The sequence below is a fragment of the Desulfosporosinus sp. BICA1-9 genome (assembly GCF_000802135.1).
This window is the reverse complement of record NZ_JUEE01000218.1, coordinates 1-13,214: the sequence shown is the minus strand read 5'-3', so window position 1 is coordinate 13,214 and position 13,214 is coordinate 1. Positions and strand designations below refer to the sequence as shown.

At 46.3% G+C, this 13,214-nt stretch carries 16 protein-coding genes; 2 read left to right on the top strand and 14 right to left on the bottom strand.

Annotated features, from left to right (window positions below):
* Positions 1 to 5: 5 nt before the first annotated feature.
* Genes JL57_RS26975 through pduL form a run of 3 tightly spaced genes read right to left on the bottom strand, consistent with a single transcriptional unit; the run spans position 6 to position 2,251 of the window.
* The gene (locus JL57_RS26975; protein ID WP_034144987.1) at positions 6 to 299 is read right to left on the bottom strand and encodes a EutN/CcmL family microcompartment protein; all 294 of its coding nucleotides are present in this window, start codon (positions 297 to 299) and stop codon (positions 6 to 8) included.
* Complete coding sequence (locus JL57_RS26970; protein ID WP_034144986.1) at positions 296 to 1,180, bottom strand: hypothetical protein; 885 nt, start codon at positions 1,178 to 1,180, stop codon at positions 296 to 298. Before JL57_RS26970 ends, JL57_RS26975 begins: the two co-directional genes overlap by 4 nt.
* Before the next feature lie 3 nt (positions 1,181 to 1,183).
* Positions 1,184 to 2,251, bottom strand: coding sequence for a phosphate propanoyltransferase (pduL, locus tag JL57_RS35705; RefSeq protein ID WP_291300638.1), 1,068 nt, complete (start codon positions 2,249 to 2,251; stop codon positions 1,184 to 1,186).
* 36 nt (positions 2,252 to 2,287) lie between these two features.
* Between pduL and JL57_RS26960 the strand changes: the two genes are divergently transcribed.
* A complete protein-coding gene (locus tag JL57_RS26960) occupies positions 2,288 to 2,638 on the top strand; it encodes a hypothetical protein (protein WP_034144985.1) in 351 nt (116 codons plus the stop codon).
* A gap of 40 nt (positions 2,639 to 2,678) precedes the next feature.
* On the opposite strand, the gene JL57_RS26955 is transcribed toward JL57_RS26960, so the two are convergent.
* The 11 genes from JL57_RS26955 to JL57_RS26910 form a co-directional block, all read right to left on the bottom strand.
* Positions 2,679 to 2,990, bottom strand: coding sequence for a BMC domain-containing protein (locus JL57_RS26955; RefSeq protein WP_034144984.1), 312 nt, complete (start codon positions 2,988 to 2,990; stop codon positions 2,679 to 2,681).
* A gap of 45 nt (positions 2,991 to 3,035) precedes the next feature.
* Positions 3,036 to 4,535 carry an acetaldehyde dehydrogenase (acetylating) gene (locus tag JL57_RS26950; RefSeq protein WP_291300637.1) on the bottom strand — a complete coding sequence of 500 codons (1,500 nt, stop codon included), beginning with the start codon at positions 4,533 to 4,535 and terminating at the stop codon, positions 3,036 to 3,038.
* A 24-nt stretch (positions 4,536 to 4,559) separates the two neighbouring features.
* A complete protein-coding gene (gene eutL, locus JL57_RS26945) occupies positions 4,560 to 5,207 on the bottom strand; it encodes an ethanolamine utilization microcompartment protein EutL (protein WP_034144983.1) in 648 nt (215 codons plus the stop codon).
* Between the two features lie 47 nt (positions 5,208 to 5,254).
* Positions 5,255 to 5,590 (bottom strand): BMC domain-containing protein, encoded by a 336-nt coding sequence (locus JL57_RS26940; RefSeq protein WP_034144982.1) that lies wholly within the window; start codon positions 5,588 to 5,590, stop codon positions 5,255 to 5,257.
* 178 nt (positions 5,591 to 5,768) lie between these two features.
* A complete protein-coding gene (gene eutC, locus JL57_RS26935; RefSeq protein WP_034144981.1) occupies positions 5,769 to 6,629 on the bottom strand; it encodes an ethanolamine ammonia-lyase subunit EutC in 861 nt (286 codons plus the stop codon).
* Positions 6,630 to 6,644: 15 nt separating this feature from the next.
* Positions 6,645 to 8,009 (bottom strand): ethanolamine ammonia-lyase subunit EutB, encoded by a 1,365-nt coding sequence (locus tag JL57_RS26930; RefSeq protein ID WP_034144980.1) that lies wholly within the window; start codon positions 8,007 to 8,009, stop codon positions 6,645 to 6,647.
* A 32-nt stretch (positions 8,010 to 8,041) separates the two neighbouring features.
* Positions 8,042 to 8,221, bottom strand: coding sequence for a hypothetical protein (locus JL57_RS35700; RefSeq protein ID WP_045691203.1), 180 nt, complete (start codon positions 8,219 to 8,221; stop codon positions 8,042 to 8,044).
* Between the two features lie 386 nt (positions 8,222 to 8,607).
* Positions 8,608 to 9,180, bottom strand: coding sequence for an ANTAR domain-containing response regulator (locus JL57_RS26925; RefSeq protein WP_034144979.1), 573 nt, complete (start codon positions 9,178 to 9,180; stop codon positions 8,608 to 8,610).
* On the bottom strand, positions 9,177 to 10,613 hold the full coding sequence (locus tag JL57_RS26920) for a sensor histidine kinase (RefSeq protein ID WP_034144978.1): 1,437 nt from the start codon (positions 10,611 to 10,613) through the stop codon (positions 9,177 to 9,179). The genes JL57_RS26925 and JL57_RS26920 overlap by 4 nt, the downstream gene beginning before the upstream one ends.
* Positions 10,614 to 10,718: 105 nt before the next feature.
* Positions 10,719 to 11,039: a hypothetical protein gene (locus JL57_RS26915; protein ID WP_034144977.1), complete on the bottom strand. Its 321-nt coding sequence runs from the start codon at positions 11,037 to 11,039 to the stop codon at positions 10,719 to 10,721.
* Between the two features lie 372 nt (positions 11,040 to 11,411).
* Positions 11,412 to 12,779, bottom strand: a complete 1,368-nt coding sequence (locus tag JL57_RS26910; RefSeq protein ID WP_034144976.1) for an MATE family efflux transporter — start codon at positions 12,777 to 12,779, stop codon at positions 11,412 to 11,414.
* A gap of 154 nt (positions 12,780 to 12,933) precedes the next feature.
* Between JL57_RS26910 and JL57_RS35695 the strand changes: the two genes are divergently transcribed.
* Entirely contained in the window at positions 12,934 to 13,083 is a 150-nt protein-coding gene (locus JL57_RS35695) for a hypothetical protein (RefSeq protein WP_291299564.1), read from the top strand.
* Positions 13,084 to 13,214 lie beyond the last annotated feature (131 nt).

The following is a 13,214-nucleotide window of genomic DNA, read 5'->3' as shown; positions in this document are numbered from 1 at the left end:
TAAGCTTACGCTTCAAAGGTTTCTTTATCGATAATGCCCACGATGATGGCATCGATGGGAGTGTTGCGATTCGCCAGTCCTTGTCGTGCTGAGGAACCGCTGGCAATCATGACGATTTCACTTTCCCCGGCTCCGATTTGATCGGCAGTGATGAGGGAGTTTCCGTGTTTGGTTAGCTTGGCTGTTCCATCCTCAGTATAGGTGAGGGTAACGGGTTGGACGACGAGAAACTTTAGGCCACGTAGGGATTCTTCTTTGCGCGTTGACCAGACATGTCCAATGACGCGTGCTAAAATCATCGTCTTCCTTCCTCTCTTTCCAGCTCCGTGCACAACTCGACTCGGCGTATCTTTAAGGTATCTCGGGCTAATGGTGAGATAACAGTTAATCGTTTCACGAGGACCCTTGATTCTTCGGGAAATCCATAGGCATCTTTATCTCCTAAGAACTTCTTTTCGAAACGAATGACGTCCTGGGTGGTTGCCTTCGGCTCACAATGGGTTGTTGTCGGTTCATAAGAGACCGTTTTCTGCTCGTAAAGGCTGGTTTGGTTTATTGGACTTGCTTTGGTAACCGTGGGTTCCTCAGCCGTGACGGTTGTTCCTTTGCCAAGAACAAATCGTTGCTCAACGGTCTGTATTGGGGTGCTTTCGTCCCTAATCCTAGCATAGACTTGTACGCCGTAGGACTGAACTTTCTGAAGATATCCTTCATAAAGTTCAATGTAGGCTTTAGGGGTTTGAGCGGTAAAGCCGAGATACTCGGTCACGAGTTCGATGGGTTGGCCTTGGGTAATTCCACGCCCGATCAGTTCACTTATGGGGTTATCTCGTAGTCCTAATGCGGCTTTTGCTAGCGTATTGGGGGAACACGCTGGGAGGATGATTTTTTGCCAGTCTGTCTTAGTCAAGGCGTCTTGGGGCGTGATCCAGTTCATTCCTTCGGGGAGAGCTGGGTTAGCCTTAGCGACGCTTTCACTGGGTAAAATCGTTAGCGTGTACTTCGCTCCCCAGCGTGTTTCGATGGCGCTTAAGACTCGTTCGAAATCCGAGACATAGTTTAAGAGGACTAAGACGTCGGGTTTCGCCCGATTTCCTGCTCCAGTTCCTTGTAGGAGGGCTTGCAAGGCGGGTTCCGATAGGATGCGCTGCACGAGTTGGTTGATCAGTTCTTCGTTCATGCGTTATACCCCCATGAGCAGGCCTTGACTCTGCGGGTCGAGAAGGGCTGCATTGGCCTCATCCATATCGAGGTGCATTTCTTTGCGGTAGTGTTCATTGACTCGAACCAAGACGTCTTCAAAAACCATCGGGCGTTTGCTTTGGACTTTGACGCGTACTCGGTCCCCATCCTTGAGGGACCACTCCGCTGCTCCTTCGAGGTTTAGGTGTATATGTCGGCTGGCCACCATGACGCCAGATTCGAGGTCAACTTTCTCTAATGGGCCGATGATTTGTAGGCCAGGGGTTCCATCATGTTGTCCGGAATCTCGGATGACGGGTTTGATGCCCAGTTTAAAACAATCGGTGACACTAATTTCGACTTGGGTGTGTTTGCGTACGGGGCCCAAGACTCGGACCTTTTCCAGACATCCTTTGGGTCCAACTAGGGTGACGGTTTCTTTAGCTGCGAACTGCCCAGGTTGGGAGAGTTCTTTTTGGATCGTTAAGGCATAGTTTTTTCCAAACAGGGTGGTTAAATCGTCTTTGGAGAGGTGGATATGACGATTCGAGGTGCCTATGGGCACTCGTTTTTCTTGGCTAAGGCGTCCTCGAACGCTACAGGCGAGGATGTAGAAGGCACTGGATAGCCGGTTTAAGGCCTGGATCAGGTCGGTTCGGCTGCAGTTTCCGTCCTCGTCCGTGAAAGCACGATTGGCGTAGAGTTCGACTTCTCGTGTTTTGGCTCTAAGGTGATGGAGCTTGGACACGACCTTTCCATGGGTATAACTGAGTGGTGTGTGTTCAACGCCATAATTTTTCTTAGGGTGATGGGACCGTTCCCGTAGTTCCTCTGGTGTTAGTCCGAGGAGGTGTTCCCATTGAAACGGTTCGTCTTTGACTTCACTGACCATGAGTTGCCTAGCGAAGGCGGCGATTTCTTCGAGTTTAAGAACGAGTTCGTCTTCCCCTGCTTGGGCAAAAAAACCTTGGGCTTCGATGAGTTCACACTGAAAGAGATCGAGTTGTCCTCGATAGGCGATCACGGGGTGAGTTTTGGTGACTAAGGCTCCGACACGCAGATGGGTCATGTGTTCGGGTTTAACCCCTAGTGAGGTTTGAGTCTGATGTTGGGTTTGAGTCGGACTCTGGCCTTGGCTCTGACTCTGACCGCGGCTTTGAGTTTCCCGATGAGAGTTAAGTTTCTCTTCAAAGAACTTTTGCCTTGTGATTATTTGCTTAGCATTGGAGAAGTTGTTTTTGTGAAGATCGAGTATCCCGTTTCTTCTATTTGGACATCGATTCCCTTGGACCGAATAAAGTCTCGAGCGGAAGGGGTGATGACGCTCCCTTGGGGTAACGTGATTACTTTCGCTTTCGTTTTATGCCAATTGGCTCTTAATTCATACTCTGTTACGATCATGTCCTCACCTCACACTACAGAAGTCGGAGGTCAGATGCCAGAGGTCAGAGGATAGCAATCGGACTTCTGACCTCGAACTCGAATATTGAATTTGCTTATTTTTCACCATAACTTTTGTTATCGCCTACAGGTAAAATGCACTCGACGTCCCGGTGTGGGCGCGGTATGACATGCACGCTGAGCATTTCTCCAACTCGTTGAGCGGCTGCAGCTCCTGCATCTACGGCTGCTTTTATTGCTCCGACGTCTCCTCGTACCATGACCGAGACGAGTCCACCGGAGACATGCTCTTTTCCACATAGCGACACGTTGGCTGCTTTTAACATTTGATCCGCTGCTTCGATCGCGGGGATTAATCCTTTGGTTTCAATCATTCCAAGTGCGATTACACTTCGATCTTGTGCCATTGTGTTCCCTCCTTAATTTGATTGACGATTACGATTCATCTTTTGTTAGCACTTCATCCCATTCAAATGCTGTATAACTTGGTTGATGATTTCTTGGACTAAATTCGCATCAACTTGCTGGGTGGGGATGTTTGAGTTCCGGGCTCCCTCGGCTACCCCTGCTACGTTCATCGGTTCCACGGGTTTGCGTTCGGGTATTCCTAGATGCCAAGCAACTCGTTTGACATTGATTAAGTGTCGTGGGGTAACGTTTTCTGAGACGCTCGATCCTGCCCACGTTCCACACCCTAGGGTGAACGATGGGGCCAAGCCGGTGGTTGCTCCGACTCCTCCCATAGCTGCTGGTGTGTTGACGAGGATTCGGTTAACCGGTTTTTTAAGGGCAAACTCACGAATGACTTCTTCGTTGGTACTGTGGATAGAGACGCTGTGCCCGACTCCGCCTGCTTCTAAGAGTTGAAAGCAGCGTTCACACCCTTCATGCCAATCGGAGACTCGGTAGAAGCCGAGGACAGTGGTGAGTTTTTCGTAGGATAAAGGCCATTGTGGTCCGACGCCGCTTAAGGGAGCCACTAAACACTTGGTTTGTTCGGGGATGGTGATGCCAGCCATTTGAGCGATAAATTTGGGGTCTTTGCCGACCACTTTGGGGTTGACTCCTCCTTTGGCTAACATGACGACCTTGGAGATTTTTTGGACCTCTTCGGGGTCGAGGAAGTGGGCACCGTTGCGTTTGAGATGGCCGATGAGTTCGTCAGCGATGCATTCTTCGGCGACGATGGCTTGTTCTGAGGCACAGATGGTTCCATTGTCGAAGGTTTTGCCCATGACGATGTATTCAGCGGCCTTGGGCAGGTCGGCACTTCGTTCGACGAAGGCGGGGACATTCCCGGGTCCGACGCCGAGGGCGGGTTTGCCACTGCTGTAGGCTGCTTTTACTAAGGCACTTCCTCCGGTGGCTAGGATCATGGCCACGCTGGGATGCTTCATGAGTTCGTTGGTGGCTCCCATGGAGACGTTCAGGATACAGCCGATCACCCCTTCTGGGGCTCCTGCGGCGACGGCCGCTTGATGCATGATTTTGGCCGCTTCATTCGTACAGCGGACGGCCGATGGATGTGGGGAAAACACGATGGCGTTGCGTGATTTTAGGGCGATCATAGCCTTGTATATTACGGTGGAGGTGGGATTGGTGGTGGGTACGATTCCGGCGATGACCCCTACGGGCTCGGCGATTTCCCAAATCTTGTGTTCGTGGTCTTCGCGGATGAGTCCGACGGTTTTCATGCTTTTGATGGACTCATAAACGGTTCGGGAGGCAAAGTAGTTTTTAAAGCATTTGTCTGCGTAATTTCCCATCCCGGTTTCGGATACGGCCATCATGGCCAAACGGGCTGCATTCGCTTCCCCGGCTTCGCGCATCATGTCGATGATTTTATCGACTTGTTCTTGTGTGAAGTTCATGAGGGCTTCTTGGCCTTTGTGGGCTGCTCGTACTAAATTTCGAGCTTCTTGTAAGGAGCATAAATCACGATCAAGTTCCATTTCAACGTTGCACTTCCCCTTCGTCTAAAATTTGAGGCCGTTTTCTACGACGTCGATGACGGATCGTTGGAAGGCCTCACAAGCGGATTTACACGCGCTTTGTGATCCGGTCAACAATCCGCCACCAAAGTTTGTTTCCGTTGGTGGTCCGTAAAAGGCTTGCATGGTGACTTCGGCTGCTTTAAGGGCAGCGTCCAAGCCGAACATGGCTTCGATTGGGGGGGCGATGAGATAGGAGAGCGCTTCTCCTTCTGGAATTCCCGCAATTTTGGAAAGATAACTTCCTGTCCGGGATACGGTATGCGGAAACCAGGCGGTTTTCCCACCATCACAGGTGTAGAAGAAACATTCGTTTTCTAAGTGCTCTATGCAGGCGTCAACTCCTGCTCGGACTTCGGCTGGGTTTGGGCCCGCGAAGATGCCGATGATTTCTCCGGATAAGGGACCGGAGGCTCGAGCCGCACCGCAATAGAAACTTTTGGCGTACACAACTTCCACTTCTGCTTTTTTGGTGGCTTCATCTAAGGCCACGTAAGTTGAATCGTCGATGTCTGCAGTAATCATACCAATTGAGCGTTGGTCTTCCGTTAGTCCTAATTTTTCCGCTAAATCCGGAGCGACATTGGGAATTAATCGTACCGCTAAGACCTTAGGCTTAATGGGCTCAATCATAGTAACCCTCCTTTAGACGTCGGTCGCTTTCGCTTTTTTCCGACGATTTATTTTGTATTCTCCACGTTTCTGGTTTTGGGCTTTTCTTCGATAACGGGTAACTTGGGTAGGATTTGTTCGAGTTCTGGGTGTGGGCGTGGTATGACGTGGCAGCTGATGAGTTCTCCGACTCGTTCAGCCGCTGCTGCTCCGGCATCCACTGAGGCCTTGACTGCTCCGACATCTCCCCGTACCATGACCGTCACTAATGCGCCACCTACTTTTACTTTACCGATCAATGTTACATTGGCAGCTTTGGCCATGGCATCGGCTGCCTCAATTGCTCCAACGATTCCACGGGTTTCTACCATTCCTAGGGCAACGAGATCATCTCTTGTAGCCATTTTCTTAGTCTCCTTTCACTGTCTCAATTTATCTATAGATGTAGGACAGGACTCGATCTTTTTAACTCCCTTGCTCTAGTTAACACCTGATGCCTTTACATCAAGTATCTTTTGATCAAGCTCACCAGATGAGCTCCGGCATCCACCGCAGGCGTCCTACCTTTATGGATATCGATCACTACTCTAGGTTCACACCTGATGCCTTCATATCAAGCATTTTTTTGATCAAACTCGCCAGATGAGCTCCGGCTTCCGCTGCAGGCGTCCCACCTTTATGAATATTGCTGATCACGGTCCGCTCGCTTTCAACCATACCTAGCCTTGGATTATATCCCATATAGGCACTCATGCTTTCGGCCGTTCCCAGACCGGGTCTCTCTCCGATCAGAATTACGGCTACGTCCGGTTTCAATTCTTCACCGATCATATCCATCATGGCAACACGCCCATGCTGAACAAAGATCGTCGTCCCAAGTTTCACGCCCATGCCCTCCAGTCCCTGGGTCAAAGCTGGCAGGAGATTTGGAATATTTGCTTCAACTGCTTTACTAGAGAGCCCATCGGAAACGATGATTTGGACCATGGCCCCTTTTTGGCACCCTTTGCGCACAATACCCAAATTTTCAGCGTCAAGTTTCCTCCCTAAATCCGGTCGTGTAAGATATTCATCTTTGGACTGACAGAGACTTTGGACGGAGACCATATTATATTTCGCCGGAAAATCTTCCTGCACTTCACCAAGCACGGAGTCTTGTGCCACAGCATGATCCGCTCGAAAACGAATTATTGTGTCCGTTAAAGGGCGAGGACCGCAGCGCCAAACTCCTATCCGAGCAGGCGTAGAAAGCTTCATTTCTTCATATAGTGCCTTATTAACCGGATTGGGGACTTGCAAATAGTGTTGTAAGTCGATTTCCGCTAAATCCGTAAGCGCATCCTCTTGTATAACAGGAGCGTTGGCTGAAACTTGACTTTTTCCTTTCCCCATATCTTTCAGTAACTCTTCTACAATCGCGCGAACATTATCTTCTAAGCCCATTAATTTATTCCCCCCTTACCTCGTGAAAATTGTAGCATCACCGGCACGAGCCGTGAGCTTACCTTGAGCCATGATTCCCATTGATTCCGCCCACGCCTCAAACTCAGGTAAGGGCCGAAGTCTAAACAATTCTCTTAATGTTGCAATGTCATGATAGCTCGTACACTGATAATTCAACATGACGTCATCACCCATGGGAATACCCATAAAGTAGGTACAACCAGCCGCCGTTAAGAGAGTGGCCAAATTTTCTATATCGTTTTGATCCGCTTTCATGTGGTTGGTGTAACAAGCGTCGACTCCCATAGGCAACCCAGAAAGTTTCCCCATAAAGTGGTCTTCGAGGCCTGCCCGAGTTACTTGACGAGTATCATAGAGGTATTCTGGGCCAATAAAACCGACAACGGTATTAACCAAAAACGGATTATAGTGGCGGGCTAACCCGTAACAACGTGCTTCTAAGGTAACTTGGTCTGCACCATGGTGAGCCTCAGATGAAAGTTCCGAGCCTTGTCCCGTTTCAAAATACATGATATTAGGACCTGTCGCCCGACCCTCTTTTAAACCTAGGGTATAAGCTTCATCAAGCATCTCTTTGCTAACTCCAAACGCCTCATTACCTGTTTGAGATCCTGCGATGGATTGAAATAACAGATGGACCGGTGCCCCTTTTCTTAGAGCTTTAATTTGAGTCGAGATATGGGCCAAAACGCAAATTTGGGTGGGCACCTTCCACTCCTCAACAAATTGATAGAGGGTTTCCAGACTGCGAATGGTCGCTGGCATGGAATCGTCAACAGGGTTCAGTCCAAAGACTGCATCTCCAACACCGTAGGAAAGCCCCTCACGCAGGCTGGTTAGAATCCCATCTACTCCATCCGTTGGATGATTCGGTTGAAGCCTGGAAGCCAAGCACCCTGTTTTACCGATTGTCGTGTTACAGTGGGCAAGGTTTTGAATTTTGGCAGCACCTAAGATCAAGTCAAGATTGCTCATAAGTTTCGCGACAGCTGCAACCATTTCCGAGGTGAGACCACGGCTGAGACGCCGAAGATGGGAGCCAGTCGTTTCAGTGGTGAGAATATACTCCCGGAACTCTGCAACACTCCAGTTTTTAATCGTATGATAGATGGGTTCATTAACATCAGCATCAATAATACGGGATACTTCGTCCTCCTCAAGCGGTATAACCGGGTTCAGCCGTAAATCTTCCAAAGTTAGTTCCGACAAGACTCGTTTTGCAGCGATCCGCTCTGCGGCATTCTCAGCCGCAATTCCGGCGAGAATGTCTCCAGATTTGATCTCATTTGCTTTGGACAATACCTCTTTCACATCTTTAAAGGTAAACGTTTGGCCAAAAAGGCGCGTCTTTAGATTCACGATTTCACATCCTTTCGATATAAATGAAATTTTTAACGAGCAAAGACTAAGGTTTTAACAATAACTGGAACAACTAGTGCCACTGTACGATAGAGGGAGTCGTCATTATTCTCCGCGGATTTAAGCCAAGAAAACGCTCCCGACTCTTCGACTTCCGGATAAACTGCCGGAACATTTCGCAAGGGGCCTGTCCTGTGAGAGTAAAGGTTCATGAAAGATGACCCGTTCGACACATTTCACCATAGCCCGGAGGCACCTTTGAATCACGAGCACTTCGTCTCCGCTTTGCGCTATGGAGTCGTTTGGATAACAATGATTCATGATCGTCTGACCCGGAGAGGAGATATGATTTAAGTGGTGTGTTAAAGGATCAACTTCTATAAACTACTGCCCTCCTTTCAACCGACAAAAAAATTAAGGCTCTTTATCACATCCCAGTAACCCGGGATGTGATAAAGGGCCTTATTGCCCACTATTCCTTTGTGATAACAGACCTCTCGTACAGGGAGAGGTAGGTCTGAACTCTATAAAATATAATTTGATATTAATTTCATTATTCCTTTGAATTTTTAATTATATTCTATATTACCTCAAACTTTCAAAGTGCTGCCTCATTCACTAGTCTGTTTGCCAGTTTTACGACCGTAATGCGAAGATCCATAGCCCTATGAATAAGCAATTGATGCGCTTCATAATCACTCACTCCATCACGTTGTGCGAGGATAGCACGGGCTCGGGCAATCATTTTTCGACTTTGTAATTCCAGCTGGGTATTTTCCAATTTCTCACGAACATTTTGCATTTCTCTCCAACGTGCATAGGCTATTTGGATAGCCGGTAATAGATCTCGTTCTGTAATAGGCTTGACAAGATACCCGTACACACTAACTTTCTCTGCCCGGTTAATAAACTTAGGCTGATTATAGGCTGTCAGTAATAACACAGGTATGTTCATGGAATGTAAGATGTTTGCCGCGTCCAAGCCATCTATCCCAGGCATCATCACATCTAGAATCGCCAGATCTGGAGAGAGAGATTTAGCCAATTCTACGGCTTTAGCGCCATTGTTTGCTTCACCGCAAACAATATGCCCAGCCCCTTCAAGCATTTCTTTAATATCCAGACGAGTTAAGGCCTCGTCGTCCGCAATTAAGATGGATAGTACGCTCATGACTCTTCCTCCGAATTATATATTGGAAAGCTTACCGTTACAATCGTCATTCCGTCTATACGTTCCATTCGGAACTCGCCGCCCAATTGTTCTCTAATTAATGAGTCTACGATTTGTAAACCCAAACGCCATTGTTGTACTTGATCAAAGGGCACAAGTGGTTCCGGTCCGTTGTCCCTCACAGAAAGTTGTATTTTCCCCTTCGTCTCTAATATAAACAGGGTGATTACACCTTTTTCTAAGAAACGAACCCCATGTTTAAAACTGTTCGTTAGGAGTTCGTTAATGACTATGGCCAAAGGAACCGCTTGCGAACTTAGCAAGGTAAGCTGTTCTCCTTCAACATAGGTCTCAATGCTCTGCTCTGGCAGCGCGAAGCTTTCTAACAAACCCTTAAGGATACGTTGGCAGAGTTCTCTCAAATCAACTAAATCAGAATTTTGACAGGCAAACACATCATGCACCATCGCGATAGATATGATTCGGTTTATGCTTGCCGTAAACTCCGCTTTTACAATGTCTAAATTTGACCGTCGCATTTGAAGACGAAGTAAAGCCGCAATATTTTGTAGATTATTCTTGACACGGTGGTGGATTTCTCGAATAACGGTATTTTGCGCACTAAGTTCCTGCTCTTTTTTTCGAAGGTCTGTAATATCTCGAAAGGATATGACACAGCCGCTTAATTCTCCGCAAGTCACCAAAGGATACGCCTGGAAAAAATAATTTTTGCCCAGAATACAAAATTCGACGGGGTTTTTAAGGTTAATCAGAAGCTCATCTAAGCTAGCACAATTGAACATGTTGAGGTGAAAATCACTTCCAGACGCTTCAAATCCATGAACATCTTGATATATCTGTCTTGCCCTTTTATTGACATACGTTATTTCAGTGTTTTTATTTAAAACAAACAGTCCGTTTCCAACCCACTCTTCAAACTGTGACCCAGTCGTTGACAAATACATCAAGGTGTTACTCAAACGTTCGGCCGTTTGAGTCAAAAATTCCACTTGCTCTTCTTGCCGTATCTCTTCGGAAATATCCCTTTCCATGATCAGAGTACCAATCACATTATCAACAGCGTTACGAATCGCGATAACCGTCTGCTCAATGGGAATCCCTTCTTGGCTAACCCCTCGCACATTCCGACTCATCCCACCAGTTTGAATTGTCCGACAAACTGCCGGTTCGCTGGCAGCATAGGCTAATTCTCCAACAACGCTATGACCATATAGTGACCGGTTTTTAGGGCAAGCCCATGCTACCACAACAGCATCCACCCCGTCTTTCAACGGCGCATCAATAAAGATATCAGTCCCTGTCAGTTCGGCTGTACATGGGATTTGTAAAGCCATTGCTTCTAAAGTCTCAACATCAGTTTGAGACAGATTAGTGTACTTATTACATAACCTCTTAATGGTTTCGCAATTCATTCAAAGCCTCCAATCGCATACGTAACGGGCTAAATCCTTCCCCATTCCGCCAGCATATTCAGTGCTTCCTGAACCTGTTCATGCGTTAAACCTTGTTCTTCGGCCTTATTCTGACTTGTCACAAATAGTCTTGTCTACGGGATCATCATTTGATGTAGGATCGTCCATGTATTTTAGCAATTCTTCGATAGGATGAATATGGTTGTAAAACCCCGGGTAATCAGGTGAATAACGACGTTTTTCTATCATATTTTTGTGATGTTTGGGTTGTACAATTTTATGTAATTGTACCGCCTTGGACACCATTTCATTCCACATCTTCGAGTGATTTTCATTTGTAATGTGCCATTCACTGCTATGAACTAGCCTTTTCACCTCCCTCAGTAATTGCTCAAGTTCCTGCCTCAATTTTTGTACATCACTCATCTTTTTTCTCCTTGTCCTAGAGGTTATCCCTTAAATATGGATCAGATATTTCCCATCCAGACATTCCATGCTTTAACGGCTTGGTTATTGATCTTGAAATTCCCCTTAGAGTCCATCTTGAGATACATCTCATACGTGATATGACTGTTAATTGCGGCAATGGGCTTTGTTTAGAAGATACCAAAGAGAAGATTGAAGTATGGAGAAATGACTATAATGAGTTTAGACTGCATAGCGTAAAAACAAACATGACCTCAGCCCAATTCGCTTGTAGCGCAAGCGCTGAGGCCATTTGATGGTTCCATTTTTCTCATTATCGGTGGAATCAATTTTGGGTGATACTCAAAAGTATTTATTACTAATTTACAGGCTCTATTCGTTCTCTAATTGTTTTAACCTATTAATTTCTTTATAAACTAGAAACATTGCGACTGCAAAAGCAAGTAAATCAGCTATTGGTTGAGCTGCCCAGATTCCCTTTACTCCTATATATTTGGGTAGTATAAGTAGTAAAGGAATTACAAAAATAACGTTTCTGGTGCATCCATTTAATATTGCCTTGCCATTGTGTTCGATAGCTTGAAAATAACCTGAAACAAGAAAAGAAATTCCGCCCAGTGCGAACAGAAGCAGGTAGATTTTCATGTTTGCTTCTGTTGCCGCGATCAAATCCGGCGCATCTCCAACAAAAAAGCTTACAACTTGATGTTGAAAAGCAAATAATAGTACCGTTAATACAGCCATGGTGCCAACTGTTTGTTTTATGCTAACTGTCAGCGCTTCTCTAACGCGAGCAAACTGCCCTGCTCCATAGTTGAAACTTACGATTGGCTGAAGTCCTAAAGTAAAGCCCAGTGTTACGAAAATGGAGAAAATATACAATAAATATGCATTGATAATCCCGAAAGATGCTATATCCATTGGTTCACCATATTTACCCAAGAGATTATTGATAACTATAGCTACTACACAAAACGCAGCCTGGACGATAAACGCTGCAAAGCCTGTTTTGTTAATTTCTTTGATTTTCCGAAAATCCAGCATGAAATCGCTAAGTTTCATTTTAAACACAGTTTTACGGCTAATCAAAAAATATAATCCTATTAAACTCCATGAACCTACACAAAGGTTAAAACTAATAGCAGAGCTGGCAATCCCCATATCCAACTTGAATATCAAGATATACTCCACAATAATTGCAACAACTGCAGGTACCGTTAATGCGAGTGTGCCTATAAATGGTTGTTCATCCAGTCGAACGAAAAAGTAAAATACGCACCCAACAACGACGAAGGGGAAACCATAGAAAAAGACCGAAGCATATGCGCTTGCACTCTGAATAACGTCTCCTGATGCTCCAAAAAACGTCACAATACTCTCTACGTTCGTTAACCCTAAAATCATGATTACTAATGAGAGTATTAGCGCATACCAAATACTCTGGCCAAAATAGGATCTTGCTTTTTCCAATTCTCCTTTTCCAAGGTGAATTGCTGCAAGGGAAGTGGCTCCAATACCGATTAATGATCCTGTAGCAAGTGCAAAAACCAACAATGGATAAATAATACTAATCGTGGCTAAACCTATTTCACCTATACCATTACCTACAAAAAATCCATCTCCTGTTATCTGACACATCTGCAGACCCTGACCAATCAATGCAGCTATAGAATATTTTAAAAGCAATGATTTGATGTTTCCATTCCCCAATTCCCGGTCAACTACTGCTTCTTGGCTCATAACATCACTTCTCCTTCTGTGCGCACGTTGTGCGCTTCATATATATTTCCTAGAAATCATCGCTCCTGCATTGCGATGTAAGACAACCGACTAACTTTATGCGAAAGCCTCTGGGGGACAACAGCATGTCGGTAAAGTCAGGATTAGACTGCAATTGCTGTCGAGTAGCCTGGCGAGTCAGGCCATATATGGTAAAGCCTATGGGCTGAATCCGGGTCTGTGGCTTGAGGCGCTGCCGGAATTAACCCCGGTATCAATGGGTATCCCCAATATAAAAAGGATTGGGTATAAGCAGGCCCATTGACGCACCTGCGGTAAGCAGGGTATAGACCAACCGGATACCTACGTATGGAGACACTATATGGAGCGTCAAACGTGACCTGCCTAAGTGCCGTTCTCGGCATATGGCAGAGAGCCCTAATAGTAGCCTAACGG

Bases quoted from the DNA above. Each gene is read 5' to 3' on its own strand.
- JL57_RS26975 (WP_034144987.1), bottom strand. From the start codon at position 299: ATGATTTTAGCACGCGTCATTGGACATGTCTGGTCAACGCGCAAAGAA.
- JL57_RS26970 (WP_034144986.1), bottom strand. From the start codon at position 1,180: ATGAACGAAGAACTGATCAACCAACTCGTGCAGCGCATCCTATCGGAA.
- pduL (WP_291300638.1), bottom strand. From the start codon at position 2,251: ATGACCCATCTGCGTGTCGGAGCCTTAGTCACCAAAACTCACCCCGTG.
- JL57_RS26960 (WP_034144985.1), top strand. From the start codon at position 2,288: ATGTTGGGTTTGAGTCGGACTCTGGCCTTGGCTCTGACTCTGACCGCG.
- JL57_RS26955 (WP_034144984.1), bottom strand. From the start codon at position 2,990: ATGGCACAAGATCGAAGTGTAATCGCACTTGGAATGATTGAAACCAAA.
- JL57_RS26950 (WP_291300637.1), bottom strand. From the start codon at position 4,535: ATGGAACTTGATCGTGATTTATGCTCCTTACAAGAAGCTCGAAATTTA.
- eutL (WP_034144983.1), bottom strand. From the start codon at position 5,207: ATGATTGAGCCCATTAAGCCTAAGGTCTTAGCGGTACGATTAATTCCC.
- JL57_RS26940 (WP_034144982.1), bottom strand. From the start codon at position 5,590: ATGGCTACAAGAGATGATCTCGTTGCCCTAGGAATGGTAGAAACCCGT.
- eutC (WP_034144981.1), bottom strand. From the start codon at position 6,629: ATGGGCTTAGAAGATAATGTTCGCGCGATTGTAGAAGAGTTACTGAAA.
- JL57_RS35700 (WP_045691203.1), bottom strand. From the start codon at position 8,221: ATGAACCTTTACTCTCACAGGACAGGCCCCTTGCGAAATGTTCCGGCA.
- JL57_RS26925 (WP_034144979.1), bottom strand. From the start codon at position 9,180: ATGAGCGTACTATCCATCTTAATTGCGGACGACGAGGCCTTAACTCGT.
- JL57_RS26920 (WP_034144978.1), bottom strand. From the start codon at position 10,613: ATGAATTGCGAAACCATTAAGAGGTTATGTAATAAGTACACTAATCTG.
- JL57_RS26915 (WP_034144977.1), bottom strand. From the start codon at position 11,039: ATGAGTGATGTACAAAAATTGAGGCAGGAACTTGAGCAATTACTGAGG.
- JL57_RS26910 (WP_034144976.1), bottom strand. From the start codon at position 12,779: ATGAGCCAAGAAGCAGTAGTTGACCGGGAATTGGGGAATGGAAACATC.